This is a genomic window from Streptacidiphilus pinicola, assembly GCF_003258295.1.
GTDB classification, from domain to species: Bacteria; Actinomycetota; Actinomycetes; order Streptomycetales; family Streptomycetaceae; genus Streptacidiphilus; species Streptacidiphilus pinicola.
In genome coordinates this window covers 21,690-46,676 of the sequence record NZ_QKYN01000020.1, presented here as the reverse complement: position 1 = coordinate 46,676, position 24,987 = coordinate 21,690, and the positions used below count along the sequence as shown (strand labels likewise).

Below are 24,987 nucleotides of genomic sequence, written 5' to 3'. Positions count from 1 at the left end.
GGATGAGCGGCACCGTCGTGATCGCCATCGGCAACGAGTACCGCCAGGACGACGGCGCGGCGCCCGCCGCGCTGCGGCTGCTGTGCGCCGAGGGCGCGACCGCCGACCGCTTCGACCACACCGACGGCGAGGCCACCCGGCTGCTGGGGCTGTGGCAGGGGCGGGACCTGGCGGTGGTCATCGACGCCGTCCACGCCCACCCGGGCGAACCGGGCCGGATCCACCGACTCGACCTGGCGCGTGCCGCGCTCCTGCGCGGCGGCGCGAACACCCACGGGCTGGGCCTCGGCGAGGCAGTGGAGCTCGGCCGGGTGCTGGGCCTGCTGCCCGGGCGCCTGGTCGTCGTCGGGATCGAGGGCGAGCGCTTCGACTGGGGCGACGAGCTCTCCCCGACCGTGGCCGAGGCCGTGCCGAGGGCGGCCGCCTTGGTCCGCGCGCTCCTGGCGGAGGCGGCGGGATCACCGGCGGGCGCCACCCCGGCCGATACCGCCGCCGACAGCACCGCGCACCCCAACGCCGCGACGGAACCTCGGGCCCGGTGGCGCGAGCCGGACCCGTCCTCACCCTCCCGCAGGCCCGAGCCCGGCGCCGGACAGCCGGAGCCGCTGCGGAGGTGGCCGTGATGGACGGCCGGGCCGCGCTCGGCGATGTCGCCACCTGCCGCCGGACCGCAGTTCCGTGTCGTACACGGCCAGGCAGTTGGGGGTCCCCCGGAAGACGCTGTCGCCCACTTCCGTGACAGTGGCGTCCTGGACGCCTGGTACCCCGCACGGCCCCGATCCTGCATCGTTGTCGCGTCCAATCGCCGCCCGGCCGGCCGACGGCGCGGCGTCGGCCCAGGGCCTTGGGGCCCTCAATCCATCGTGCACGCGGGCGGGAGACGTCGCCCGCGCAGGAGCGTCGGTGGCCTGCGGCTCGTGGCGCCGACGTCAGCGAACACCGTCCCACAGGGCGCGCAAGGCGCCGCGTGGATCGGACTCCACGGCCGAGGCGGCTCCGCGGCCCGCGCCGAAGCGCATCACGAGGCGGTCGGCTCCGTAGTCGGGCCAGCCGGGGTCGCCGGTGGCGGCGAAGGCGACCCAGGCCTCATGCATCGCACTCGCGAGCAGCTGGGGCGGTTCCGCGCCGAGCAGCGGCGTGAAGGAGGGGTCGGTCAGGTTGTCGAAGACGAAGGGAAGTTCGGAAGCGTGGCAGGCGCCGAGCTGCCCGTCGAAGGTGGGTGGCTGCCAGGCGAACTCGTAGACGTGGGTGCGTGCTCCGTGGCGGTTCCGGGCCTCGGCCAGGCGCAGCGCCGGAACGCGGTAGAACCAGTCGGTGGCGATCTCGGCGAGCAGCCGCCCGGGTGTGGCGTCGGGGAACGCGGTGCGGTAGCCGCGCACGCCGTCCCCGGGAGGCAGCCCGTAGCCGGTCGCGGCGAGCTCCACCATCTCCTCGGTGACCAGTCCGAACACACCGGTGGGGACCAGGAACAGTCGGAACTCATCGCGGTTGGCTCCCACCAGCACGTCCACACCCGCCGCCGCGCCCGTGTCGATGGCGTCGATCGGCGCCTGCGGCAGTGTGATCCCGTCCACCACGGGTTCGAACGGCATCAGGTTGCGTGCGGCCTGGCCCCACAGCGCGGGGTCGGGGCGGGCGGAGATCTCGGCGCGCAACTGCTGCTGCGCCGGCAGCAGACGTCCGGCCGGGACTGCCGCCAGCGCGGCGCGGGTCGGCTTGACCCCGAGGATGTCGGCCAGTCGGCCGCCGACCAGAGCCGCCGACTCGCGGTCGAGGGTGTGGTGGGCGGCGCCGCTCTGCAGGACGGCACGGTGGAACAGCCCGCGTGCGGCGGGCATGGCGAGCAGGGTGCCGATGCTCATCGCACCGGCGGACTCGCCGAACACGGTCACCCGGTCGGGATCGCCGCCGAAGGCGGTGATGTTGGCGCGCACCCACTCCAGCGCGGCGATCTGGTCCAGCAGACCGAGGTTGGCGGTGCCGGGATCGTGGTCGCTCTCGTCCCCGGCGGCTGGGGCCCCGCTCTGTCCATGGACGACACCGCCCAGGCCTACATCCCGCCGACCTGCGCCGCCGGCGCCGCCTGCAAGCTCGTCGTCGCCCTGCACGGCTGCCTCTCGGGCCAGTACCTGCTCGGTGACGAGTTCGCCGAGCAGGGCAACCTCGACACCTACGCCGACACCAACGACCTCGTCGTCCTCTACCCACAGGCGATCTCCAGCGCCCTGCCGTACAACCCCCAGGGTTGCTGGGACTGGTGGGGCTACGACGGCTCCAACTTCGCCGTCAAGAGCGCCCCGCAGATGAAGTCCATCATGAACATGATCCACGCCCTCGGCGGCTGACGAACCATCACCAGCGCCACCACTCTTCCTCCCTCGAATCACTGCCGGACGGCGGCCCTCAGCTTGCCCCTACCGTCCAGCAGTGGGTTCGGCACCCGGATGCGCCACTCCGGCGCCTCCCTCGGCGCCCAACTCGCCTCCCTCGTCGCCGGCTCGCCCGCCCCGCTGACGCTGCCTGCGTCGTCACGACGGTCACCCTCCTGCTGGCCAAGGAGACCAAGGGCCGCGACCTCGCCACCGTGCCCCCCAGCTCGGGTGCCGCGCCCGCACCGCTGCGCACGCCGGAACCCGCCCCTGAGGCCTGAGGCCGCTCGATCGCGCGCGTGAGTGTTGCTCCGATCGGAGTCCTCGCCTGGCGCTGTGGCCCACCACGGGGCAAGGGTGGTGCTCAGGGTGGTGATGTCTGATCGGCGGCACCGCCACGGGAGCCGAGGCGTCAGGGACGTGTCGCAGTGGAGAGGAACGCTCGTGCGGCGTGGCTGGATGACATCGGTGGCCGCGGTCGACCTGGGCACGTCCCGGATCCGCGTGTGGCATCCGACGCGCGGACCTGTCCTGGACGAGCCCTCCCTCGTCGCGCTCGACGAGGACCGAGGACACGCCTGCGCGATCGGGACGACGGCGAAGAACATGATTGGGCGGGTCCCGGACGGTGTGAGCGTCCGTCGTGCCGTGGAAGGCGGACGAGTCACCGATTTCGAAGCCGCGCGGATGCTGGCGCAGCACGCCATGGACCGCCTGGGCCTCTCGCGACGGGCACGGCACCCCACCGTGGTGACCGCCGTGCCGGTCGACTGCTCCAGGATGCAGATTCGGGCGCTGGAACAGGCGCTGTTGCAGGTGGGGGCGGCTCAGGTCGTCGTCGTCCCCACACCCGTGGCCGCGGTGGCCGGCGGCGCGCTGCCCGCCGGGGACGGGGCCGGAGGCCTGCTGGTGGACATCGGGGCCGGAACGGCCGACCTCGCCGTCTTCGCGCGCGGACGGATGGTCGACGCCCTGTCCGCGCCGATCGGCGGTGACGTGCTCGATCAGGCCGTGGCGGCCTGGATCCGCAGGGAACACCAGGTGGCGGTCGGCCCACGTGCGGCCGAGCAGTTGCGGATCGACGCCGGGACAGGCCTCGCGGCGGCCACGGCTTCACCGCTCCAGGCCAGGGGCCAGCACGTCGGCAGTGGCGCGAACCGGACCGTCTACGTGCCCGCGGAGGACCTGCGGCAAGCATGCCGACCCGTCCTGACGCAACTGACCGACGCGATCCGCAGGCTCCTCTCCCGCTGTCCGGGAGAACTCAGGTCGGCCATCGCGCTGCACGGCGTGATGCTCACCGGCGGGCTCGCCCACAGCACTTGGGTGCGCGAGCAGCTGCAGGCCGGGGTCGACGTGCTCGTACGCGTCGCGGACGCGCCGGACACCCGGACCGCCGAGGGTCTCGCGGTGCTGAGCCGTGCCCCCGATCGGGCCCTCGACGTCGCGATCCGGGCCTGAGCGCGGCCCGGCAGACGTCACAGGGTGCGTCTCACAGACCGCCCGGCCCGAAAACGCCGCCGCGCGCAGCGCCGCCGCACCCGGGCACGCACGACGCGACCGGCATCCGGCACAGCGAGACCGCGCACCCGCGTGGCCCAGGCACTGTCCGGACGCCGGCCCAGGGGGCCGGACGATCCCGGCGCCCCGACAGGGACGGGGGAACCCTGCACCGTCCATTCTCCCCACCGAACCCTCGGCGCCCATGGGCCTCACGGCCCTGGCCGCGCCGCCGGACGGCCCTGCGGGCCCGTCGGGACCGGCGTGCTCTCCGGAACCGGGAGACGTCGAGCACGCTCGCCGTCAGAACTGCGGTGACCCGGCCCGCGCCGGTCACAGCACGGCGCGGGCCTCCACCCATTGGGCGGGCGGCACGGTGCGCAGCCGGCCGACGGTCTCGGCGAGCGGCACCAGCTGGATCCGGGTGCGGCGCAGCGCCGTCAGATGCCCGAACGTACCCTCGTGGAGGGCCTCCACGGCATGCCAGCCGAACCGGGTCGCCAGGACCCGGTCCAGTGCCGTAGGGGTGCCGCCGCGCTGGACATGTCCGAGCACCACGGGCCTGGCCTCCTTGCCCAGCCAGTGCTCGATCTCGGCGGCCAGGCGAGGGCCGATCCCGCCGAAGCGCTGATGCCCGAAAGCGTCCTGGCCGCCGTGGTGGAACTCCATGGTGCCGGGAGCAGGCACCGCGCCCTGGCACTCCAGGGCGAACGCCTCGCGGTAGCCGGGGCCGTAGTAGCGGCTGGCTCCGCGCCAGCCGATCATCGGGTTGGCCTCCTCCGGTTCGAACGGGCGCCCGCCGAGCAGGCGCGCGTACTCGTTGGTCTTGAAGTCGCTGGCCCGCACCACGACCGGGTCCGGCCAGCGGGATGCGGCGATGCGCGCGACGCCGTGAGCGACATTGTCGGTGAAGTAGGCGCGGCGGTCGGTGTAACCGTCCGTCAGTTCGTCGACGACACGCCGGTCCTCCGCGTCGAGCCGCTCGGGGTGGAGCAGCGCCATGGGGTGGATCCGCACGTAGTGGGTGACCATGAACTCCATCCGTGCCAGCCCCACGCCGTCGGCCGGCAACCGCCACCACCGGAACGACCCGGCTGGCGCCGCCAGGTTGAGCATCACCTTGGTGCGGGTGCGCGGCAGCCCCTCGACGTCCACGTCGTTCTCCTCGAAGGCGAGCCTGCCGTCGTAGACGTGCCCGGTCTCGCCCTCGGCGCAGGAGACGGTGACCTCCTGATCGGCTTTCAGCCCGGGCCGTGGCGTCGCCCGCGCCGACGACGGCGGGAACGCCGAGTTCGCGGCTGACGATGGCCGCGTGGGAGGTGCGTCCACCGTGGTCGGTCACGATGGCGGCGGCCCGCTTCATGATCGGCTCCCAGTCCGGGTCGGTGATCCGGGTGACCAGCACTCCGCCCTGCGGGAAGCGCTCCAGATGCCGCGTCCCGGGCCTCCTCCACCAGAAGCGCCGCAGGATGGCCGGCCCCCACCAGGCTGACGATCCCGGTACCCGCCCCCGCTCGCACGTGCGCGAGCGCGCCGTCGGGGGAGCACCACTCCCGGTGGTCGGGCGCCACCGCCGCCACGCCCGGTACGGACTCCCGCCGGGACGGGTTCCTCATCGTGTCCTGCATCTGTCGGACCTGCCGGTGGCCGTCGTGCCCAACTGAGACTCAGGTGACCCGGGCCCGCTCAGTCGTGCGGCACGAGGGCGACGGGGCACAGCGCCTCGTGCAGGACCCGTTGAATCACCCGACCCAACGGAGGCGCGAGGCGTCCACGAGTGCGCTGCGCGCCGAGCACCACCAACCCGGCGTTCTCGGAGTCCCGGATGAAAGGGGACTCGGGAGCGTCCTCGTTGACTTGCGCCTGCACCGTCACCTCGGGGTGCTTCTCCCGTGCCGCCGCAAGCAGCGTGGCAAGGTCTGCGACCTCGGTGCGGTCACGCGTGGTCCGGTCCTCGACGGAGGCCGTGGCGAGGCCGGGATAAGCCTCGACCAGGCTCCAGGCCCGCACCGCGAGCAACGGCACACCACGGCGGCCGGCCTCGGCGAAGGCGAATTCCACCACCGCTGAAGGCTCGGCCGGTGCAGCGCCCAGCACGACCGGCGCCGTCGGGAGACCGGCGCCTCGATCGGGCACGACGACCACCGGGCAGGGCGCGTGGGCGGCCAGGCCCTGGCTGACGGACCCGATCATCAGTGAGGAGAGGCGGCCGTGTCCGCGGCTGCCGACCACCAGCAAGTCGTCCGGCGTGACCAGCTCGATCAGCCCCGGCAGGGGCGCGTCGTCGACGAGAGCGGTGCGGACCTCCAACCTGCCTTGCCGGTCCAGGGCACGCCGTTCCGTGTCGGCGGCCAAGTGCTTCGCGGCACGGTCGAGTTCCTCCCACGCATGCCGCGAGCCGAACTCCACCAGCCGGGAGGCCCCAGCGCCACGCGCATGCACGATCTCCAACGGCCATCCGCGCACCGCGGCCTCGTCCGCGGCCCAGTCGACTGCGACGGCGGCGTGCTCGGAGGGGTCCACGCCCACCACCACACGGGGGCTTGCTTGTGGGGTCATCCCTCAGCCTCCTTCGCCGCGCCCTGCACCGCAGGTCGTCACCCGCAGTTCGATGCTAGATCCGCCGGGGTCGCGCCGCCGTGAACGGCACGTGCAGCACCCACCTGCCCGGTGTGCGGGCACCCGGCGTCGCACAGCCGGGAACCTGTCCGCGAGTTGGAACCACCGACCGCACCGTCACCGGCACCCGGGCCTGGGCGTCAACCGCGAGGAGTGCGTGGTCGTGGCCTTGGCGGTGACGCCGGTACCGCACCAGATGCCCGACGCGGGCCGTACCGAGCGGCCCTGCGCCCTGGGCCGGTCGGCGGTCGATCCCCGACGCGCCCGTGGGGAGCGTGGAAGAGTCCGGGGACGCCGTGCACACCCGTGCAGCGGAGGCGGCGTGCGGGCAACGAACCCGAGATCAGGACCACGCCATGACTTCTGCTTCCACGCCCGCATCGATCAAGGCCGAGCGCTGGAACCTCAGCATCGACGTGTTCGAGGAGGGCGATGAGACCAAGGCCCACGCCGTGATGGAAACCCCCGGGCGCACCCTGGAGGGACGGGGCTCCGCCCACCGCAACCCCCATGACACCTCCGTCCCGGAGATCGGCGACGAATTTGCGGCGGGCCTCCGTCGTGGCAGACGCGGTGGCCCGCGCGGTGACCGACCGGTGCCCCCGCACTCGCTACGTCGTCGGCACGGGCGCGCGGCCCCTGATCCTGTTGCGGACGGCGCTGCCGGCCGCGCGTTCGACACGCTCATGCGCGTCGCCAACCGCCTGCCACGCTGAGGCTCATGGGGACTGGGCCTTCTCGTCGGGGGCCTGCCTGGTCGTCACGCCGATTGACAGTCGGGCGTCTCCCGCTGCACCCGATCCCGTGTCTGTCGCAGGTCTTGCCGTGCGCCAGTAGAGCCCGAGGCGGAAGCTGAAGGCATGACCCACGAAGCGCTGGACCATGCCTACCCGGTCGAGATCGCCGCGCTCACGCCGGGGGAACACGGCCGCCAAGTCCGCATCGAACGCCCCGGCACCACCCCGGTCGTGGTCGTCTGCTCCAGCCGACGACAGTTCGAGGAAGTCCTGGGCCGGGAGCGACCCGACATCGGCCCCGACGACGAACAACTGGTCCACTGGGCCGACCACCCGGGCCAGTGGACGGCCACCTGAATCACGCCCGTGGGCTCGCAACGGTCCACACGTGGCTGACCTGCGGTTCGAGGCCTGGTCGCCCCGCGTGACTTGCCCCGGGGCGCCGGGCCACCCTGCACCTGTTACGGGTGTGCTGGGACCGGCCGCCCCCGGTATCGGCGTCGGTTCGTCCACCACTGCGGACCGCGCTGGAGGGCCGTACCGGGAGACCGCAGGGCGCGTAGCGTGGGAACTGGTCGCGGTGCCCGGGCTGGATCGAGGAGGCGCGTGGTGGATCTCTCTTTCCTTCGGCCGCTCTACGCACGGCCTGGCCCGTTCGCGTGCGCCTACCTGGACGTCAGCGAGGACGGTGGGCGAAGCCGGTCGGGTCCGGCCGGATGGGAACAGGTCCGTGAGCGGCTGGTCGCGGAGGGCGCCGATGTGGCGACGGTCGGGGCGCTCGCGCATGCCGTGAGCCCGGGCGACGGGCCCATCGCGACCAGTCCGGGGCTGGCCGTGTTCGCCGCCCACGGGAGGCTGGCCCTGGCCGAGTCGTTGCACGAACGGCCCGAGCACGACCGGGCCACCGTCACGTTCGTGCCGGACGCCATGCCGCTCGCGCTCCAGCACGCGCCCGACATCGCGTTCGCGGCTGTCCAGGTGCGCCGCGTCCAGGAACCGGGTGGTGCGTCGCAACTGGTGGCCGAGGTCCAGATCGGTCGCTGGCCGGCCGCCCGTGTCACGCCGCCGGAGCCGCACATGCGGCAGGCCGCGGCAGGAGAGTGGCGGCAGGAGGCCGTCGCGCTGGCCGCGGAGCTGACAGCTGCGGAGGACCGCCACGGCATCGAGCTTGTGGTCCTCTCGGGCGACCGCTGGGGCTGCTCCGTTCTGCGTGCGGCGCTGCCCGGGCGGCTCGACGAGCGCGTCGTGGGCCTGGACATCGAACCCCGGGCCGTCGGGGCGGGAGGGCTCTTGTTCGAAGAGGAGCTCGGCTATCTGTTCGACGGTCGTCTGAGCGCGCGCGACAAGCACCACGTCGAGCGCTTCCTGACCGAGCGCGCCCGACAGGGTGAGGCCGTCGAGGGCCTCACGGCAACCGCCGGGGCCCTGCGTGAGGGTGCGGTGGCGGTGTTGCTCGTCGACACCCCGCAGGACCTGGACCGTGAACGGCTCTGGGTCGGCGCGGCCACGCGTCAGCTCGGTGTCTCCCAGGAGGTGCTCGCGCCACTGCAGGCCGAGGCGTCGTGGCAGGTCCCAGCGGGCGCGGCCGTCCTGCGTGCGCTGGTCGGAGAGGGCGGTGAGCTGGTCGCGGTGCCGCGCGAGGAGCTCCCACTCGCGGACGGCGTCGGGGCGCTGCTGCGCGAGCGTCCACGGGAACGGGCGGCATGACCGGACAGGACCGCGTGTCGGAACCCCGACGCTCCACCGCCCACCTCGACCTCTGACGCCGACGCCGTGGCACGGGGTCAACACACGCTCTACGACCGGCTCCTGACGGGAGAGCAGCCGCTCGACACCGCGGACGCGTCCGACGCGATGCTGCTGGCGTGCCGCCTGGTCCGGGCCGGGCAACTGCGGCCGATCACAACCGGCGGGTACGCGGTGCGCCCGGCGTGCTGCGGGCTCACCGACGCGAGGACCAGGTTCCCGACGCCGCCTCGCCTGAGTCTCGGCGCGACGCCTTCAGCCGTACCGGCTGCGGGGACCCACCACGTGGTTCAGGCCGACCGGCCCTGCGGAGCGGCCCGGTCAGCCCTGCGCGTGATGGGCGGTCGGTGCCAGTCTGGAGGTGACACCGTCGGCGAGGCCGCAGCGCCTCCCCGACACCCAGGCTGGAGGCACTGATGAACAGCTCTCCGACCGAGGCCGTGGTGGTGGGCCTCGACACTTCCGAGAACGCCCGGGTGGCCCTGGAATGGGCCGCCGACGAGGCGCTCCTGCGCGGCGTGGTGCTCCGCATCGGCCACGCGTGGAGCATGCAGGCCTACCGTCTGCCCGAGGCGTACAAGCCGGACATGGTCGACAGCGCCCGCAAGGCGGCATGGGACTTCATGGAGGGCGCCGCCGAGGACATGCGCAAGCGTCACCCCGGGCTCCAGGTGGAGCCGGAGCTGATCGAGGAGGGCGCGGTCGAGGGGCTGCTGCGGATGGCGTCGAACGGCACCAGCCTGCTGGTGACCGGCCGCCGGGGACTCAACCCCTTCATGACCTTCCTGCTGGGATCGGTCAGCGAGGGTGTCGCCGGGCACACCCCCGTCCCCGCCGTCCTGGTGCCCGTCGAGGGCGCCCCGGACCCGAACGGCCCAGTGGTCGTCGGCGTCGCCCCGGGCGAGGCCGAGCCGATCGAGTTCGCCTTCGCCGAGGCCGAACGTCGCGGCGTCCCGCTCAAGGTCGTCCGGACGTGGATGTACCCCCAGGCCTTCCCGGGCTTCATCTCGGTCCCGCCGCAGGACCAGGCCCAGCGCACGGCCGACGAGACGGCCGAACTGGAGGAGCTCCTGGCTGCCTCCCGCAGTGCGCACCCGGGCGTCCAGGTGAACGTCCAGGTCGAGCTCGGACTGGCCGAGGAGGCCATCGTGAACGCGTCGAAGGACGCCGCGCTGGTGGTCGTCGGCGCGCACCGCAAGCACGCCCAGCGCTTCAGCCTGCCGATCGGGCGCGTCCCGCACCGTGTCCTGCACCTCGCCCACGCACCGGTCGCGGTGGTGCCCCACTGAGTGGCAACCGGCCGCCGTCCCCGCCCCGTGGCGCGGACGGCGGCCGACTTGCGACTTGGTCCGCCAGGCTGTGATGCCGGCCTGGATCGACCTCGACGACGCGGACCGGCTTCGCCTCGCCGCCGACCGGGCGGGGGCGAGGCGAAGATCCGTTCCCCAAAAATCCGTTCCCCGGAGCCTGACCCCGGCGACGACGTCGCGGCGGGCCGCTCAGGCCGCGGGCACCGGGTCGACCATGACGTCCACGACGCCCGGGACTCCCTCGACCAGCCGGGTCAGCACGGCCGGCCCCGGCTCCGGCGGGATCCGGCCGGAAAGGTGCACGTGCCCGTCGGCCACGGACACGTCGATCCCGGCCTCCGTCCGCGCGTCGAGCGCGGTCAGCAGTTCGAAGCGGATGTGGCGTGCCACGTCGTCGTCGCCGCGGAGGAAGATCTTCAGCACGTCGGCGCGGCTCACGATGCCGCTCAGACGGTCTTCGGCGTCGACCACCGGGAGCCGCTTGACCTTGCGCTTCAGCATCGTGCTCGCGGCTTCGGCCAGCGAGGCCTCGGGATGCACGGTGACCGCCGGCGTGCTCATCAGCCGCCCTGCGGTCACTGCGGACGCCGTGGCGGGATCGGCGAGTTCGGCCGCGATGACGTCGGACTCGGACACCACTCCCACCACCCGGCCGTCGCCGGCCAGGACGGGCAGCGCACTGACGCGGCGGGCGTTCAGCGTCTCCACGATCTCGTCGATCCCCGCGTCGCGGCCGACGGCCGCGACGGCGTGGGTCATCACGTCGGCGACGGTGTCGCCGCTCCAGGGAATCTGCCTGGTCATGACGGCTCCCTCCGGGTTGAGGTCGCGCGACGTGGTCTCCCGGTCGCGTGGAACCAGTGTTCCGCGAGCATGGCCGGACGGCCTGAGTCGGACGGGCAGGACACACGGCCGGTCGGCCTGTGCCGTGTCTCGCGGTTAGCGCGATGAGGGGACCGTTCGGCCCTATCGAAGGTCCCGGGCCCGGCGGGAGGATCGTGTGGATCACCCGCGCAGCGAGCAGTCGGACCGGGACCGAGGCACCGCAGATCCGAGGACATGGGGTAGAGGATGACGGGCGACACCTCCGGGGCGCAGGCCGCCACCGGCGCGGGCGCAGGCACGATCAGGGTCTTCCTGCTGGACGACCACGAGGTGGTCCGCCGCGGGGTGCACGACATGCTGGACGCGGAGCCCGGTCTTGAGGTCGTCGGCGACGCGTCCACCTGCGCGCAGGCGCTGGCCCGGGTGCCGGCGCTCCGCCCCGACGTGGCCGTGCTGGACGTGCGCCTACCCGACGACGACGGCATCACCGTCTGCCGTGAACTACGCTCGCAGCTGCCCGACCTGGCCTGTCTGATGCTCACCTCGTTCGACGACGAGGACGCGCTGCTGGACGCCATCATGGCCGGGGCCTCGGGGTACGTGCTCAAGCAGATCAGCGGCACGGACCTGATCTCCGCCGTGCGCACGGTCGGCGCCGGCCAGTCGATGCTGGACCCGGGCGCCGCCACCCGCCTGATGGCCCGACTGCGCGGTGAGGCCACCCAGGCTCGGCAGCAGCCCGACGCCCTGGCGGAGCTGACGGACCGTGAGCGCGACATCCTGGTCCTCATCGGCGAGGGGCTGACCAACCGCGAGATCGGCCGGCGTCTCTACCTCGCGGAGAAAACCGTCAAGAACCACATCTCCCGCATGCTCGCCAAGCTCGGCGTGGAGCGCCGCGTCCAGGCCGCGGTGATCGCCTCCCAGGCGGCCGACCACGCCGCGGGGGGTACCGGTGGCATGCATGGAGGCGCCACGCGGCGATGACCGTTCCGTCCAATGGGGCCGGTCGGCGGGGGCGCTCGGGCCCTTGGCCCCTCCCCCGGCCCGCCTCCCGGCGGCGACGATCGAAGGCATGACGACGTTGCGAGCAGAGCACCTGGACCGCGGCAGCGCGCTGGACCTCCTGGCAGACGCGCGGACCGGCCGCGTCATCTACACGGTCGCCGCGATGCCCGCCGTCTGGCCCGCTCCGTTCCGCGTCGCCCCGGACGGCGGCGTGCTGCTGCGCACGGCCTCCGACTCGGGCCTGGCACAGGCCATCGGCGGCACATTGGTCGCCTTCGAGGCCGACGACCTCCACGACCACGACGGCACCGGCTGGTGCGTCACCCTCTTGGGCCGCGCGGTGGTCGGCGCCGAGGACCCGGCCAACGGCGCCGTGGAGATCCACATCCTCCCCGAGGCCGTCCACGGCCGCCGCTTCCACGAGCCGACCCAGCACTCCTGACGACGCCGTCGATCAGCTGTCGGGCTGTTCGAGCGGCCCCGGACCGCGTCGGCGCGGGGTGACGGGCGTGGCGGCGCTCTCGCGCAGGTCGGACCTGGTGGCGGCTCGTGCGTACCAGTGCCCGTAGCGAGTGGCCAGTGCCACCGACGACGCGCCGTGAAGCAGCACGCTGAGCCCCACGGTGACCGCGACCACTCCGCTGATCAGTTCGGCGCCACGGATGTGTTCCTCCGCGACCAGGAGCCCGAACACGACGGAGGCGAGTCCCCGAGGGCCGAACCAGCCGACGTACGCCACGGTCGGCCGCTTGAGCCCGCTGCCGAGCAGGGCCAGTGCGACCGGCAGCATTCTGATCACGGTGAGACTCAGCACCGCGTAGCCGACGATCCGCCAGCTCAGGTGCTGCAGGGCGGGACCAAGCAGCACGGCGCCGAAGAACAGCAGACTCAGCATCGCCAGCAGGCTGCCGAGGTATTCGGCCAGCTCGGTCGTGCGGGCCACGTCATGCGGAGGACGCTCGCTGCCGCGCTGGGCGAAGGCGAAAGCGAATCCCCCGACCCACGCCCCGATGAAGCCGCTGCCGTGGGTGATCACGGCCAGTCCGTACGCGCCGGCGGCCACGGCGAGCACATAGATCTGACGCCAGTCCCTGGTGACCCAGCGGCGGTCGCGGGACCAGGCGAGGAGCCGGCCTCCGATCCCTCCGACCGCGAGGCCGAGAACGGGACTGAGCAGCAGCGCGCGCCAGAACGTCCCGCCCTCCCCCTCCTGTGCGTAGGACGTGCCCGGGACGGCTGCCAGGATCAGCACGAAGAAGGGCAGTACGAGGCCGTCGTTCAGGCCGCTCTCGACGTTCAGCGTCTGCCGTACCAGGCTCGGCACGCGAGGGTCGGAGATGGCGCTCTTGCCCAGCGCCGCGTCGGTGGGTGCGAGGATCGCGGCCACCAGTGCCAACTCCCACACGGTCAGGCCCGGCAGGAGCGGCCAGGCCAGCAGCCACCCGGCCCCGAGCGTGAGGAGCAGCCCGACCGAGAGCAGCCGTCCGGACAGCGCGCCTTCGGTGCGCAGCTCGGCCGGGCGCACAGTGGTCGCGTCCGTGAACAGCACGAGGGTCAGCGCGCCCTCCACCAGGGTGCGCAGTTGCGCACTGTCCTGCTGCAGACTCACCAGGTCCAGTCCCACGGGGCCGATCAGGATCCCGAAGCCGACGAAGACGATCGGAGCGGTCACCGGTGTGACGGCAAGTCGCCGTGACGCGAGCGCATAGGCGGCCGCGATCCCCGCCACGGCCACTCCCGTCCAGGCGGTGTCGCTCACGAGGTGGCTCCCCTCACACGGCCGGGACGTCGTCGTCAGCCAACTCTGGGGCAGCGGGTGACGGGGAGCTGGAAGCGACGCGTGCACCGTTCGGGTGGTCTCCGCTCAGGCATCAGGACGTGGTCCTTGGCGCGCTCGGCGACACCCACCGCCCCGAAGCCATGGCGGGTTCGGCCGAACGTCCCTGAGCGCTGGGCCTCAGCCGACCGTAAGGCCCGCGAGGGCGCCGACGACGCCGATCGCTCCGGCGGCGAGCAGCGCGCTGACGACCCCGCGCCGAAGGGCGAGCAGCCAGAGCGCGGCTGCGGCGAGCACGGCGTACTGCCAGGCGTGGGTGAGCGCGAGGGCGAGCGGGATCGCCGAGCCGGCGATGGCGCCGTTGACGGCGGGGCCGGCGCCGGTGAGGAACGCCTGGACGTGCGTGCTGGCCCGGAGCCGGTCGAAGTGGCGGCCGCCGAACAGCACGAACAGGAACGACGGCGTGAAGGCGACGGCGGCGGCGAGCAGTCCGCCGCCGACCCCGGCGGCGGCGTAGCCGTCCACCGCGACGGTCCGGACGACGGGGCCCGCGGTGATCTGGCACCTTCGCGCGCTCGCGCGACGCCGCGCGGCCGCGGTCTCCACCGAACCCGCGCCCACCCCGGCACGGGCACCGGCACCGGCAGGCCCACGGCCCCGCGGGCACACGGTCACAGGACGGGGTGGCGGAGCCGGGGAAGCATCGACAGCTCGCCGGCGATCTGGTCGGCGTAGGCGTCGATCTGCGCGCGGTCGCGGAAGTCGCCGCCGTGGCCGCCCTCGACCATCGCGTGGGCGAGCCAGCCGCGCGAGTCCGGGGCCAGGCGGCCGCCGAAGGTGACGTGGTCACGGGCGAGGACGCGACGGGTGGCGCGGTCGGCGCTGTGCGTGATGAGCACCTCGTCCGTGGTCGCCGAGTCGTCCAACGGACCACTGCTGAAAGCCCAGACCCAGACGTGCTCCAGCTCGTGGCGGTGGCGTCGGGCGAAGCGGGAGGCGGATCGCATCCAGCGCCCCTCGTAGAGGGCGGAGCCGAGGATGACGGCGTCGTAGCCGCTGGGGTCGAGGTCGTCGGAGATCTCGGCGACGGTGACCTCGGGGGCGTCCTCCTCTCCGCGCAGCCGCTCGGCCAGCCACCGCGCGATCTCAGCGGTGGCGCCGCCGCGACTGGCGTAGGCGACCAGGACGTTTCTGGCGTGGTGAGGGGCGTCGGGGGTGCTGGGCATGCCGGGGGTGGTCATGGTGGGCTCACTTTCACGGATCAGGCCTTGGGGGCTCCGGGGCGCAGCGAGTCGTCGATCTCCCAGCGCACGGTCTCCGCGAGGTCGACGACGCCCTCGACGGTGCGGACCCGGGCGATCAGGCGCTCGGCCTGGGTGCGCAGCGAGGTCCGGGCGTCGAGCAGCACCCGGCCGCGCTCGCAGGTGACGTGGAGCGTCGCGGCCTTGACGCCGAACTCGTACCCGAGCGCGACGATCCGCACCTCGGCCTCGATCTCCGCGTCGGTGCGGCGCAGGGCTTCGAGCAGATCGGTCAGGGTCACCAGGCCGACCAGGCGGCGGTGTTCGTCGACGACGGGCAGGTGGTGGACCCGGTGGCGCAGCGCCAGCAGGGCGGCCTCCGCGGCCGTGTCCTGCGCCGTGATGGTGCAGACCGGGGTGGTCATCAGCTCGGAGACGGCGACCGCGCCGGCGCGGCGGCGGATCTCGCGGGTGCGGCGGGTCTCGAAGAGGGAGGCCTCGGGCAGCGCGGTCGCGGCAAGCTTGGCGAGCAGGTCGGGCGCGCAGACGATGCCCATCGGGCGGCCCTGCTTGTCGACGACCGGCAGGTCCTCGTGACCGGTCTCGCGCAGCGCCGCGAGCGCGGCCGTGAAGTCGGCGTCGGGTTCGATCGCGAACACCTGCTGGGTCATCAGCTCCCCGACCCGGCGGTGCCTCGGCACGGATGTCTGGGGCAGCGGCGCACCGTCGCCGGAGGGCCGGTTCACGGTCCTGGTCATGGCCTCGCTCCTCGTTCCTCGTTCCTCGTTCCGGGAGAGTTCCTGTCTTCACGGTGCACCGGGGCTGGCCGGTGCGTCGTGGGCCGCGAGGGTCCGTGCCCGTGGGCCGACCGGCCCCGAATGCTCCGCTGGGCGGTCCGAACCGGCCCAGGGGCCGCGTCGGGGATCGGTGCTCCCACCCTGGTCACGCGAGGACGCCCCGGCTTGGGCCGGGGCGTCCCTCCCGCGGGGCCGAACGGCCCTGCTCACGCGCGTCGCGACCACTGTGGCTCGTAGACCTGCCACTCGGCCCCCCACGCACGCTCGTCCTCGCGTTGCAAGCGGGAGCGGGCGTAGGCGCCGACGCTGACCACGACGCTCCAGGCGCCGATCACCGTCAGCAGGCCGGTGAGGACGGCGGTGCCGGCGACGTCCTGTGCCGAGGCGGGCGCGCTCGCCGGGCTGCCGCTGGCGTCCAGCCAGATCTGCGTCCGGTCGCCCACCTGGTCGGCCATCGGCACACCCGCGATGCCCTGGTGCGTCCTACCGTCGGTGGTGGTCCAGCTGACCTGGGCCATCTCGCCGCCCGCGCCCGTTCCGTAGGGTTGGGCGACGATGCGGGCCTGGACCGGGTGCAACTGCCGGGCCTGCTGGAGGGCGTGGGCGTGGCCCTGCTGGTAGACCGACATCCCGAGCAGCGCGCACAGCGCCGCAGCCGCGAGGGCGGCGAGCACCTGGAGCTGCACCACGACCGAGCGCCACCGGTCGGTCCGCCGCCGCAGCAGGCTGTGGTGACGGGCCCGGGCCAGCGCGAGACGGGAGCGTCTCGGGGCGGGGACGGACGGACGCGGCGCGGCTGCGGGGGTTGCCATGGGTCTCGCCTCCTCGTTGGTGCCTCGGTGGTTGTTCGACGGTCCTGTGCCTCGGAGCGCCCGGCCTCCTGGGTGGTGGCTGTGCCTTGTCGAGAGGCCGGGCCCGCTCGGGCTTGACGGTGGCCGCCGTGGTTCCAGACTTCCGCTCCCGCCCCGCGCCGGGCAGGACCGGCCGGGCCCCACCGACACGCCGAACGGCCCCTGCGCCGGGGACTGTGGGCCGGTCGGCCCTGTCCGACCGGCGCCGTGGCCCGCCACGGTGGACCGTGAAGAGGGAAGACGCCGTCGCCCGCACTCCCGGAGGGGGAGCCGACCATGAGCGCACCGCTGACCGACGCCCAACTGACCGAGGCCGAGCTGGCCGAGCTGGACGCCCACTGGCGTGCCGCCAACTACCTGGCCGTCGGACAGATCTACCTGATGGACAACCCGCTGCTGCGCGAGCCGCTGCGCCCGGAGCACATCAAGCCGCGGCTGCTGGGCCACTGGGGTACCTCCCCCGGCCTCAACCTGGTGCACACGCACCTCAACCGCGTGATCCGCGACCGGGACCTGGACGCGCTGTGCGTCTGGGGCCCAGGCCACGGGGGGCCGGCCGTGCTGGCCTGCTCCTGGCTGGACGGCAGCTACACCGACCACTACCCCAGCATCACCCGCGACGAGGCCGGGATGGCCCGGCTCTTCCGCCAGTTCTCCTTCCCCGGCGGGGTCCCGTCCCACGTAGCACCGGAGACTCCCGGCTCGATCCACGAGGGCGGCGAGCTCGGCTACGCCCTCGCCCACGCCTACGGCGCCGCCTTCGACAACCCGGACCTGGTGGTCGCCTGCGTCGTCGGCGACGGCGAGGCGGAGACCGGGCCCCTGGCCGCCTCCTGGCACAGCAACAAGTTCCTTGATCCCGTGCACGACGGCGCGGTGCTGCCGATCCTGCACCTGAACGGCTACAAGATCGCCAACCCGACCGTCCTGTCCCGCCTGCCCGAGCGTGAGCTGGACGAACTGCTGCGCGGCTACGGCTACACGCCGATCCACGTCACCGGCGACGAACCCGCCGCCGTGCACCGCGCGCTCGCCGCCGCCTTCGACACGGCTCTGGACGCGATCGCCGGCGCCCGGCACGCGGCCAGGGTCGACGGCTCGACGGAGCGGCCCCGCTGGCCCATGGTCGTGCTGCGCACGCCCAAGGGCTGGACCGGCCCCGCGGAGGTGGACGGCCTGCCGGTCGAGGGCACCTGGCGCGCCCACCAGGTCCCGCTGGACCAGGTCCGCGAGAACCCGGAGCACCTGCGGCAGTTGGAGGCGTGGCTGCGCTCCTACCGTCCGGAGGAGCTGTTCGACGCCGAGGGCCGTCCGGTCGCGGCGGTCCTCGCACGGATCCCGTCCGGCGCACGGCGTCTGGGCGCCAACCCGCACGCCAACGGCGGCCTGCTCCGACGTGACCTCCCGCTGCGCGAGCTGGAGCGGTTCGCCGTGCCGGTCGACAAGCCCGGCGCGACGCTGCACGAACCGACGCGGGTGCTGGGCGACTACCTCGCCCAGGTCATGGCCGACACGGCGCAGCGCCGCGACTTCCGCCTGGTCGGCCCGGACGAGACCGCTTCCAACCGGCTCCAGGCGGTCTACGCCGCCACCGGAAAGGCCTGGCAGGCCGAGGTCCTGCCGGTGGACGAGCACCTCGCCCGCGACGGCCGGGTCATGGAGGTGCTGTCCGAGCACCTGTGCCAGGGCTGGCTGGAGGGCTATCTGCTGACGGGCCGTCACGGCCTGTTCTCCTGCTACGAGGCGTTCGTCCACATCGTCGACTCCATGGTCAACCAGCACATCAAGTGGCTGCGCACCACCCGCACCATCCCTTGGCGGGCACCGATCGCCTCGCTCAACTACCTGCTCACCTCACACGTGTGGCGCCAGGACCACAACGGCTTCTCGCACCAGGACCCCGGCTTCGTCGACCACGTGCTCAACAAGAGCCCCGAGGCCGTCCGGGTCTACTTCCCGCCGGACGCCAACACGCTGTTGTCCGTGGCCGAGCATGTGCTGAGCAGCCGCGACTACGTCAACGTCGTGGTCGCGGGCAAGCAGCCCTGCTTCGACTGGCTGGGCCTGGAGGAGGCCCGCGCCCACTGCGCGCGGGGCCTCGGTATCTGGGAGTGGGCGGGCACCGAGCGCGGCGAGCGCGAGCCGGACGTGGTGCTCGCGTGCGCGGGCGACGTGCCGACCCAGGAGGTGCTGGCTGCCGCGCAGTTGCTGCGGCGGGAACTGCCGGAACTGGCCGTCCGGGTGGTCAACGTGGTCGACCTGGCACGGCTGCTGCCGGCCGAGGAGCATCCACACGGGCTGAAGGACGCCGAGTTCGACGCGGTCTTCACCCGCGACAAGCCGGTGATCTTCGGGTACCACGGCTACCCCTGGTTGATCCACCGCCTCGCCTACCGCCGCGCGGTCCACCCGCAGCTGCACGTGCGTGGCTACAAGGAGTCCGGGACGACGACCACGCCGTTCGACATGGTGGTCCGCAACGACCTGGACCGGTACCGCCTGGTCATGGACGTCATCGACCGCGTCCCGGGCCTGGCCGCCCGCGCGGCGACGGTCCGCCAGCGGATGGCGGACGTCCGCACCCGCCACGCCGCGTGGATCCGCGAGCACGGCACGGACCTCCCGGAGGTCGCGGACTGGTCCTGGACCGGCTGAGCCCGTTGCCCGACGGCCACTTGCACGACCGCAGGGGCGCGGGAGGGCTCTGCCGATGGACAGCTCCGCCGCGTGGGGGGCGGTTGTTCGCGCACGCGCCTTGACGGCTCCGCCACCGGAGATGGTGCAACGACAGGTAGGGCCGTTCGGCAGCCCCTGACGCCCCGAGCGGCCCTCCTGCGCTCCGAGCGTCCGCGCGCAGGCTCGGAGAAGGCGGCGTCCCCGCCGCCGCCCCGCTTTCGCAGGAGCGCGCCATGACCACCACCGCAGTCCTGGACGCCGCCGTCCTGGAGGAGCTCGTCTCCGCCGCCGTCGCCGCACCGTCCATGCACAACACCCAGCCGTGGCGCTTCCGGCTGGAGCCGCGCACGCGCACCGTCGAGATCCGCGCGGCCCTCGACCGCGAGCTGCGGGCCGAGGACCCCGAGGGGCGCGGACTGCACGTCTCCGTCGGCGCCGCCGCGTTCAATCTGCGGCTGGCCGTCGCGCACCGGGGCTGGGAGCCCGTGCTGCGGCTGCTGCCGGATCCGCACGAGCCGCAGCTGCTCGCCTCCGTCCGGCTGGCCGGGCGCTCGCGGAGCGCCGGGGACACCCGCGCGCCGGAGCTGTACGAGCAGATCTGGCGCCGGCACTCCAGCCGTCAGCCGTTCTCGCCCCAGCCGATACCCGCCACGCTCCGCGCCGAGCTGGTCGAGGCCGCCCTGGCCGAGGGCGCCGTCGTGCACCTCCCCGACGTCGACGAGGCCCGTCGTCTGCTCGCGCTCACCCGCGAGGCCGAGGTCCGCACCATGACGGACCAGGCTCGGCGCGACGAGAGCCGTGCCTGGATCCGGCCGCGCGCCGAGAACGATTTCGGCATCCCGCCCGAGGCCCTGGGGCCGCAGGACGCAGCGGGGCACCTCCCGATGCGGGACTTCACCAGCCTCCGACCCCCGATGCGCCTGCCGTCGCGCCCGTTCGAGCCGCACCCGCAGCTGGCCGTCCTCGCCACCCCGCACGACCTCCGCGCGGACTGGCTGCGGACCGGCCTCGCCCTGCAGCACCTGCTGCTGCTGGCCACCCGGGACCAGGTCCGGACCTCCTTGCTGCACCAGGCGATCGAGTGGCCCGATCTGCGCTGGATGCTGCGCGACCCGCGCAGCGGACCCGAGCACGTCCAGATGATCATCCGGCTGGGCTATGGGCCCGACGGCCCGCCCACCCCGAGAGCGGCCGCCACCAAGTCCCTCGACTGAGCCTGATCGGCCCCTCCCCCGGGGCCGAACGGCCCTCCAAGGCGGCGCTCGCCAGGAGCAGAGTGCTGTCGTGCCCGGGCCCGGCCCGGGTCTCCCGGCTGTCCCCCTCCCCAGAAGGCGGCGCACGATGGTCACTCAGTCCGAAGTCCCCCGCACCGCCGAGGCGTTGCTCGCCGACGGCACCGTGGTCACGATTCGCCCGCTCACGCCGGGCGACCACGACGCGATCGCCGACCTGCACGCACGCCGGATGTCGCCGGAGAACCAGCGGCTGCGCTTCTTCGGCATCAGCCGCCGCGCGCCGGAGCTCACCGCCGACCGGCTGTGCACCCCGCCGCGTCCGGGCTTCGTCGCCCTCGGCGCGTTCGAGCCGGACAGCGGGCAACTCGTGGGCGTCGTCGAGTGCGAGACGGAGGCCGACGACCCGAGCCGGGCCGAGCTGGCCGTCGCCGTCGCCGACGACTGGCACCACCGCGGGGTGGCCACCCTCCTCATCGAGCACCTGGTCCACGCCGCGCGCGCCCAGGACATCCATGTCCTGCTCGCCGACGCACTCGCCGACAACCATGCGATGCACAAGGTCTTCACCGACCTGGGTCTGGCCACGAACCGTCACTGGGCCGACGCGCAGGTCCGGATCGAGGCCGTCCTCGACGAGACCTCGACCCCGTATCTCGACGCGGTCGAGGCGCGCGGCAGCCGGGCCGACATCGCCAGCCTGCGGCCGCTGCTGCGGCCGCGGTCCGTCGCCGTCGTCGGCGTCTCCCGCCGGCCCGGAACGGTCGGGCACAGCCTGCTGCTGAAGATCCGTCACGGCGGCTTCACCGGTTCCCTCTGGCCGGTCAACCCGCATGCCGGGCAGATCGACGGGCTGCTCTGCTTCCCGTCGCTCGACGCCCTCCCCGGCACTCCCCAACTCGCGGTCCTGGCCGTCCCCGCGAACCAGGTGGCCGCGGTGGCCGAGGAGTGCGGGCAGCGCGGCGTGCGGGCTCTCGTGGTGCTCACCTCCGGCTTGTCCCGGACCCAGTCCACTCGTCTGCTCCGCGCCTGCCGCCGCCACAGCATGCGCCTGGTCGGCCCCAACTGCCTGGGCCTGGCCGTCACCGACCCCGAGGTGGGGCTGGACGCCGAGTTCGGCCGGACAGCGCCCAAGCCCGGCGCCGCCGGCGTCGCTGTCCAGTCCGGCGGCGTGGGGATCGCGCTGATGGAGCAGTTGGACGCGCTCGGCATCGGCGTCTCCGACTTCGTCTCGCTCGGCGACAAGTACGACGTCAGCGGGAACGACCTGCTGCAGTGGTGGGAGCAGGACGGCCGCACCAGGCTCGCTCTGCTGCACCTGGAGTCCTTCGGCAATCCGCGTGCCTTCTCCCGTACCGCACGTCGGGTGGCCCGCAGCATGCCGATCCTCACGGTGGACGCGGGCCGTTCCGTGGCCGGGCGTCGCGGCGCCGCCTCGCACACCGCGGCGGCCGCCACCCCGACCGTCACCCGGCAGGCGCTGTTCACCCAGGCCGGCATCACCGCGACCCACTCGATCGCGGAACTGGTCGAGACGGCCGCGCTCCTCGACTCCCAGCCGTTGCCCGGCATCACCGGCACCGTCGCCGTCGTCTCCAATGCGGGCGGCATCGGCGTGCTGGCGGCCGACGCGTGCACCGATCACGGCCTGACGGTGCCGGAACTGCCCGCGCCGCTGGCCCTGCGCCTGGCCGAGTTGCTGCCGGAGGGAGCCGCCACGGCCAACCCCGTCGACGCGACCGCCGCCGCGCCGGCCGAGACACTGGTGGCGGCCGTGGACGCGCTCGCGGAGAGCGGCGCCGTCGAGGCGGTGCTGCTCTGCCTGGCGCCGACCGCGCTCGGCGCGGCGAGGACCGCCGAGGAGGCCCTGGCTCCGCTGCTCGCCGGCCCCGGCCGCCGGACCCGACCGGTTGCCGCCGTCCTGCTGGACCAACGCGAACCGGTCCGGTTCCTCGACTGCGCCGACGGGTCGCGCATCCCCGCCTACGCCGACGCGCAGTCCGCCGCCCGCGCCCTCGCACAAGCGCTGCGCCGCTCCCGCTGGCTGGCCCAGCCGATGTCGTCGGAGCGCGAAACCCCCGGTTCCCGCCCGACCGAGGCCGCCGCACTCGTGGAGCGGTACCTCGGCCAGCACCCCGACGGCGGCTGGCTCGAACCCCCTTTGGTGGCCCGCCTGCTGGACTGCTACGGCCTGCCCCTGGTGGACGCGATCTGGTGCCAGGGCGAGGACTCCGTGGTCGAGGCGGCCCGCGTTCTCGCGCGCACGGGCGAGGGCGGTGAGGTGGTGCTCAAGGCCCACTGGCCCGGACAGATCCACAAGAGCGGCCTCGGCGCGCTGCGGGTCACCAGCGCCGAGGACGAGCAGGTGCGCGCCGCGTACCGGGCTTTCGCCGCACGCTTCGGCGAGCGGCTGGACGGCGTGCTGGTGCAGCCGCGCCAGGCGACCGGGACGGAACTGCTCGCAGGGGTGGCCCAGGATCCGGTCTTCGGCCCCCTCGTCGTCTTCGGCGCGGGCGGAACCACCGCCGACCTGCTCGACGACCGCACCGCCCGGCTGGCTCCGCTCACCGGCACCGACATCTCGGCGATGCTCACCTCACTGCGCACCACGCCGCTGCTGTTCGGCTACCGCGACCGCCCACCCGTCGATCTGGAACGCCTGGAGGACGTCCTGGCCCGGCTGGGCCGGATGGCCGCCGACCTCCCGCAGCTCGCCGAGGCCGACCTCAATCCGCTGATCTGCGGCCCCCACAGCATCGTCTGCGTGGACGCCCGCGTCCGCGTGGAGCCGCGTCGCATCCCCGACCCCTACCTGCGCCGTCTGCGTCGCCTTCCCGACGCACCCGGCGAGCCCGCCTGACCATCTCTTCCCCACGGAAAGGAAGCAACCGCCATGGCACTCCCCCTGATCGTCGGCTTCGACGGCTCCAAGCCGAGTCTGGCCGCCGCCGAATGGGCCGCCGGCGAGGCAATGCTCACCGGCTCCCCGGTGCGGCTGGTCCTCGCCCACTGGCCGCACCGCGAGGGCACGCCCGTACCGGACGCCTACGTCAGGCTTCAGTCCGAGGCCGTGGACCTGCTGGGCCGGACCGTCGAGGACCTGCGCGCCCGACACTTGGGTCTGCAGGTCGACTACGAGCTCCTGGCGGGTGAGGCCCCGACCCAGCTGCTGCACGCGGCCGAGCACGGCAGCACCCTCGTCCTCGGCTCACGCGGCACCGGCGGCTTCGCCGGGCTGCTCCTCGGATCGACGGCCCTGGAGACGGCCGGCCGTGCCGAGTACCCCGTCGTCCTGGTCCGCGACCACGCCGACCCGCGCCTGCCGCGCCACGACGTCGTCCTCGGCCTGGAGCTCGGCGAGGGCCGGGCCCCGGTGATCGAGTTCGCGCTCGCCGAGGCCGAACGGCGCAACAGCGCGCTGCGCGTGGTACACGCCTGGCTGCCGTCCATCTGGTGGGCCATCGGCACGCTCCCGCCCGGAGACGCCGAGCGCACCGCGATCCAGGAGGACGTGACCGAGAAGCTGCAAGCTCTCCTGCAGCCGCTGGCGGAGAAATACCCGCGCGTCCGGCTGCACATCGACGTGCGGACCGGAAGCGCCGCGCACATCCTCGTGGACGAGGCGAACCACGCCGGGCTGCTCGTCCTCGGCCGTCGCCGGCAGCGCGCGGTCTCGGCGCTCGGCCCCGCGGCCCACGCGGCCGTCCACTACGGCCACAGCGCCGTCGCGATCGTTCCGCACGCCTGACGCACGCCCTGGTTCCCGGAAAAGGTGACCCATGCTCCCCGTCCCGTCCCTTCCGGCACGGCTGCTCGCCGCGCCCATCGACCTGAACGGCCCCGGGCACTACCTGCACTGGGGCGTGATCCAGATCTCCGTCTGCCGTAGAGGGAGATCGCGTCGCGACCCTTGTTGGCGTCGTTCACGGCCGCTTTCACGGCGGTCGGGGTCTGGGCGTGGCTGAAGTCGGCGACGGGCAAAAGCAGCGCGAACGCGGCGCCGGGGATCCCAGTGATGGCCGGGGGCCAACCGCTTCCGGCGCGTACCCAAGGAGGACCTCGATCGGGTCTTCGGCCTGTTCCCCGTGCTCGCCGAACGCCGCCAACAGGAACAGGAACGCTCTCCGGCGGCGAGCAGCAGATGCTGGCCATCGGCCGCGAGTGACAAGCGAGGACGCGCGGTACCACGCCGGCGCCTGTGCCCTCAGCCGATCGAGGCGAACCCCGGTACCACGTCCTGCCCCACCCGCTCCACGAACTCGACCGGGTCCCGGTCCGGCATCACCTGCAGCTCCGTGA

At 73.5% G+C, this 24,987-nt stretch carries 22 protein-coding genes and 1 pseudogene; 13 read left to right on the top strand and 10 right to left on the bottom strand.

The features are described from left to right. The first annotated feature begins 2 nt into the window (after positions 1–2). Positions 3–623, top strand: a complete 621-nt coding sequence (locus DN069_RS04565) for a hydrogenase maturation protease (RefSeq protein ID WP_111499506.1) — start codon at positions 3–5, stop codon at positions 621–623. Between the two features lie 306 nt (positions 624–929). Here DN069_RS04565 and DN069_RS04560 read toward each other — a convergent pair whose 3' ends face one another. After that, positions 930–2,108 carry a carboxylesterase/lipase family protein gene (locus tag DN069_RS04560; RefSeq protein WP_279387869.1) on the bottom strand — a complete coding sequence of 393 codons (1,179 nt, stop codon included), beginning with the start codon at positions 2,106–2,108 and terminating at the stop codon, positions 930–932. Between DN069_RS04560 and DN069_RS41300 the strand changes: the two genes are divergently transcribed. Together DN069_RS41300 and DN069_RS04555 are read left to right on the top strand one after the other, a co-directional pair. Beyond that, positions 1,989–2,345 carry a PHB depolymerase family esterase gene (locus tag DN069_RS41300; protein WP_243638905.1) on the top strand — a complete coding sequence of 119 codons (357 nt, stop codon included), beginning with the start codon at positions 1,989–1,991 and terminating at the stop codon, positions 2,343–2,345. The genes DN069_RS04560 and DN069_RS41300 overlap by 120 nt on opposite strands. A 483-nt stretch (positions 2,346–2,828) precedes the next feature. Beyond that, the gene (locus DN069_RS04555) at positions 2,829–3,830 is read left to right on the top strand and encodes a rod shape-determining protein (RefSeq protein ID WP_165845367.1); all 1,002 of its coding nucleotides are present in this window, start codon (positions 2,829–2,831) and stop codon (positions 3,828–3,830) included. Between the two features lie 372 nt (positions 3,831–4,202). Here the strand turns inward: DN069_RS04555 and DN069_RS39820 are convergent, their stop codons facing one another. The 3 genes and pseudogenes from DN069_RS39820 to DN069_RS04545 all read right to left on the bottom strand — a co-directional run bounded on the left by DN069_RS39820 (position 4,203) and on the right by DN069_RS04545 (position 6,428). Next, positions 4,203–5,198 carry a 6-phosphofructokinase gene (locus DN069_RS39820; protein WP_243638904.1) on the bottom strand — a complete coding sequence of 332 codons (996 nt, stop codon included), beginning with the start codon at positions 5,196–5,198 and terminating at the stop codon, positions 4,203–4,205. Further along, positions 5,176–5,232 (bottom strand): annotated as a pseudogene (locus DN069_RS41290) (PEP-utilizing enzyme); the annotation flags it as partial. The gene DN069_RS39820 and the pseudogene DN069_RS41290, both read right to left, overlap by 23 nt. A 323-nt stretch (positions 5,233–5,555) precedes the next feature. Further along, positions 5,556–6,428 carry a universal stress protein gene (locus DN069_RS04545; protein ID WP_111499503.1) on the bottom strand — a complete coding sequence of 291 codons (873 nt, stop codon included), beginning with the start codon at positions 6,426–6,428 and terminating at the stop codon, positions 5,556–5,558. Positions 6,429–6,844: 416 nt separating this feature from the next. On the opposite strand from DN069_RS04545, the gene DN069_RS04540 reads away from it, so the two are divergent. The 4 genes from DN069_RS04540 (at position 6,845) to DN069_RS04525 (ending at position 10,260) form a co-directional block, all read left to right on the top strand. Beyond that, entirely contained in the window at positions 6,845–7,204 is a 360-nt protein-coding gene (locus tag DN069_RS04540) for a dsRBD fold-containing protein (RefSeq protein ID WP_111499502.1), read from the top strand. Positions 7,205–7,348: 144 nt separating this feature from the next. After that, on the top strand, positions 7,349–7,582 hold the full coding sequence (locus DN069_RS04535; protein ID WP_111499501.1) for a hypothetical protein: 234 nt from the start codon (positions 7,349–7,351) through the stop codon (positions 7,580–7,582). 252 nt (positions 7,583–7,834) lie between these two features. Then, positions 7,835–8,932, top strand: coding sequence for a baeRF2 domain-containing protein (locus tag DN069_RS04530; protein WP_111499500.1), 1,098 nt, complete (start codon positions 7,835–7,837; stop codon positions 8,930–8,932). A 455-nt stretch (positions 8,933–9,387) separates the two neighbouring features. Then, positions 9,388–10,260 carry a universal stress protein gene (locus tag DN069_RS04525; RefSeq protein WP_111499499.1) on the top strand — a complete coding sequence of 291 codons (873 nt, stop codon included), beginning with the start codon at positions 9,388–9,390 and terminating at the stop codon, positions 10,258–10,260. A 210-nt stretch (positions 10,261–10,470) separates the two neighbouring features. On the opposite strand, the gene DN069_RS04520 is transcribed toward DN069_RS04525, so the two are convergent. After that, positions 10,471–11,085 (bottom strand): CBS domain-containing protein, encoded by a 615-nt coding sequence (locus DN069_RS04520; RefSeq protein WP_207892043.1) that lies wholly within the window; start codon positions 11,083–11,085, stop codon positions 10,471–10,473. 267 nt (positions 11,086–11,352) lie between these two features. Here DN069_RS04520 and DN069_RS04515 point away from each other — a divergent pair, with 267 nt between their 5' ends. Together DN069_RS04515 and DN069_RS04510 are read left to right on the top strand one after the other, a co-directional pair. After that, a complete protein-coding gene (locus DN069_RS04515; protein ID WP_111499498.1) occupies positions 11,353–12,093 on the top strand; it encodes a response regulator in 741 nt (246 codons plus the stop codon). An 88-nt stretch (positions 12,094–12,181) separates the two neighbouring features. Then, a complete protein-coding gene (locus tag DN069_RS04510; protein WP_165845366.1) occupies positions 12,182–12,556 on the top strand; it encodes a pyridoxamine 5'-phosphate oxidase family protein in 375 nt (124 codons plus the stop codon). Positions 12,557–12,568: 12 nt separating this feature from the next. Here the strand turns inward: DN069_RS04510 and DN069_RS04505 are convergent, their stop codons facing one another. From DN069_RS04505 to DN069_RS04485, 5 genes are all read right to left on the bottom strand, one after another. Beyond that, positions 12,569–13,873, bottom strand: coding sequence for a cation:proton antiporter (locus DN069_RS04505; protein ID WP_243638903.1), 1,305 nt, complete (start codon positions 13,871–13,873; stop codon positions 12,569–12,571). Positions 13,874–14,071: 198 nt separating this feature from the next. Next, a complete protein-coding gene (locus DN069_RS04500; RefSeq protein WP_165845365.1) occupies positions 14,072–14,512 on the bottom strand; it encodes a chromate transporter in 441 nt (146 codons plus the stop codon). A gap of 50 nt (positions 14,513–14,562) precedes the next feature. After that, positions 14,563–15,132: a flavodoxin domain-containing protein gene (locus DN069_RS04495; protein WP_243638902.1), complete on the bottom strand. Its 570-nt coding sequence runs from the start codon at positions 15,130–15,132 to the stop codon at positions 14,563–14,565. Between the two features lie 20 nt (positions 15,133–15,152). Next, on the bottom strand, positions 15,153–15,890 hold the full coding sequence (locus DN069_RS04490; RefSeq protein WP_111499495.1) for a CBS domain-containing protein: 738 nt from the start codon (positions 15,888–15,890) through the stop codon (positions 15,153–15,155). A 245-nt stretch (positions 15,891–16,135) separates the two neighbouring features. Beyond that, the gene (locus DN069_RS04485; RefSeq protein WP_111499494.1) at positions 16,136–16,741 is read right to left on the bottom strand and encodes an Rv1733c family protein; all 606 of its coding nucleotides are present in this window, start codon (positions 16,739–16,741) and stop codon (positions 16,136–16,138) included. A 315-nt stretch (positions 16,742–17,056) separates the two neighbouring features. On the opposite strand from DN069_RS04485, the gene DN069_RS04480 reads away from it, so the two are divergent. The 4 genes from DN069_RS04480 to DN069_RS04465 all read left to right on the top strand — a co-directional run bounded on the left by DN069_RS04480 (position 17,057) and on the right by DN069_RS04465 (position 24,436). Continuing rightward, the gene (locus tag DN069_RS04480) at positions 17,057–19,435 is read left to right on the top strand and encodes a phosphoketolase family protein (RefSeq protein ID WP_111499493.1); all 2,379 of its coding nucleotides are present in this window, start codon (positions 17,057–17,059) and stop codon (positions 19,433–19,435) included. Between the two features lie 254 nt (positions 19,436–19,689). Further along, the gene (locus tag DN069_RS04475; RefSeq protein ID WP_111499492.1) at positions 19,690–20,670 is read left to right on the top strand and encodes an Acg family FMN-binding oxidoreductase; all 981 of its coding nucleotides are present in this window, start codon (positions 19,690–19,692) and stop codon (positions 20,668–20,670) included. A 127-nt stretch (positions 20,671–20,797) separates the two neighbouring features. Next, positions 20,798–23,548, top strand: coding sequence for a bifunctional acetate--CoA ligase family protein/GNAT family N-acetyltransferase (locus tag DN069_RS04470; protein ID WP_111499491.1), 2,751 nt, complete (start codon positions 20,798–20,800; stop codon positions 23,546–23,548). Between the two features lie 33 nt (positions 23,549–23,581). Continuing rightward, positions 23,582–24,436, top strand: coding sequence for a universal stress protein (locus tag DN069_RS04465; RefSeq protein ID WP_111499490.1), 855 nt, complete (start codon positions 23,582–23,584; stop codon positions 24,434–24,436). Positions 24,437–24,987 lie beyond the last annotated feature (551 nt).

Excerpts from the sequence above, each read along its gene's own strand:
- DN069_RS04565 (WP_111499506.1), top strand. The coding sequence starts at position 3 with ATGAGCGGCACCGTCGTGATCGCCATCGGCAACGAGTACCGCCAGGAC.
- DN069_RS04555 (WP_165845367.1), top strand. The coding sequence starts at position 2,829 with ATGACATCGGTGGCCGCGGTCGACCTGGGCACGTCCCGGATCCGCGTG.
- DN069_RS04545 (WP_111499503.1), bottom strand. The coding sequence starts at position 6,428 with ATGACCCCACAAGCAAGCCCCCGTGTGGTGGTGGGCGTGGACCCCTCC.
- DN069_RS04540 (WP_111499502.1), top strand. The coding sequence starts at position 6,845 with ATGACTTCTGCTTCCACGCCCGCATCGATCAAGGCCGAGCGCTGGAAC.
- DN069_RS04535 (WP_111499501.1), top strand. The coding sequence starts at position 7,349 with ATGACCCACGAAGCGCTGGACCATGCCTACCCGGTCGAGATCGCCGCG.
- DN069_RS04525 (WP_111499499.1), top strand. The coding sequence starts at position 9,388 with ATGAACAGCTCTCCGACCGAGGCCGTGGTGGTGGGCCTCGACACTTCC.
- DN069_RS04520 (WP_207892043.1), bottom strand. The coding sequence starts at position 11,085 with ATGACCAGGCAGATTCCCTGGAGCGGCGACACCGTCGCCGACGTGATG.
- DN069_RS04515 (WP_111499498.1), top strand. The coding sequence starts at position 11,353 with ATGACGGGCGACACCTCCGGGGCGCAGGCCGCCACCGGCGCGGGCGCA.
- DN069_RS04510 (WP_165845366.1), top strand. The coding sequence starts at position 12,182 with ATGACGACGTTGCGAGCAGAGCACCTGGACCGCGGCAGCGCGCTGGAC.
- DN069_RS04495 (WP_243638902.1), bottom strand. The coding sequence starts at position 15,132 with ATGACCACCCCCGGCATGCCCAGCACCCCCGACGCCCCTCACCACGCC.
- DN069_RS04490 (WP_111499495.1), bottom strand. The coding sequence starts at position 15,890 with ATGACCAGGACCGTGAACCGGCCCTCCGGCGACGGTGCGCCGCTGCCC.
- DN069_RS04485 (WP_111499494.1), bottom strand. The coding sequence starts at position 16,741 with ATGGCAACCCCCGCAGCCGCGCCGCGTCCGTCCGTCCCCGCCCCGAGA.
- DN069_RS04480 (WP_111499493.1), top strand. The coding sequence starts at position 17,057 with ATGAGCGCACCGCTGACCGACGCCCAACTGACCGAGGCCGAGCTGGCC.
- DN069_RS04475 (WP_111499492.1), top strand. The coding sequence starts at position 19,690 with ATGACCACCACCGCAGTCCTGGACGCCGCCGTCCTGGAGGAGCTCGTC.
- DN069_RS04470 (WP_111499491.1), top strand. The coding sequence starts at position 20,798 with ATGGTCACTCAGTCCGAAGTCCCCCGCACCGCCGAGGCGTTGCTCGCC.
- DN069_RS04465 (WP_111499490.1), top strand. The coding sequence starts at position 23,582 with ATGGCACTCCCCCTGATCGTCGGCTTCGACGGCTCCAAGCCGAGTCTG.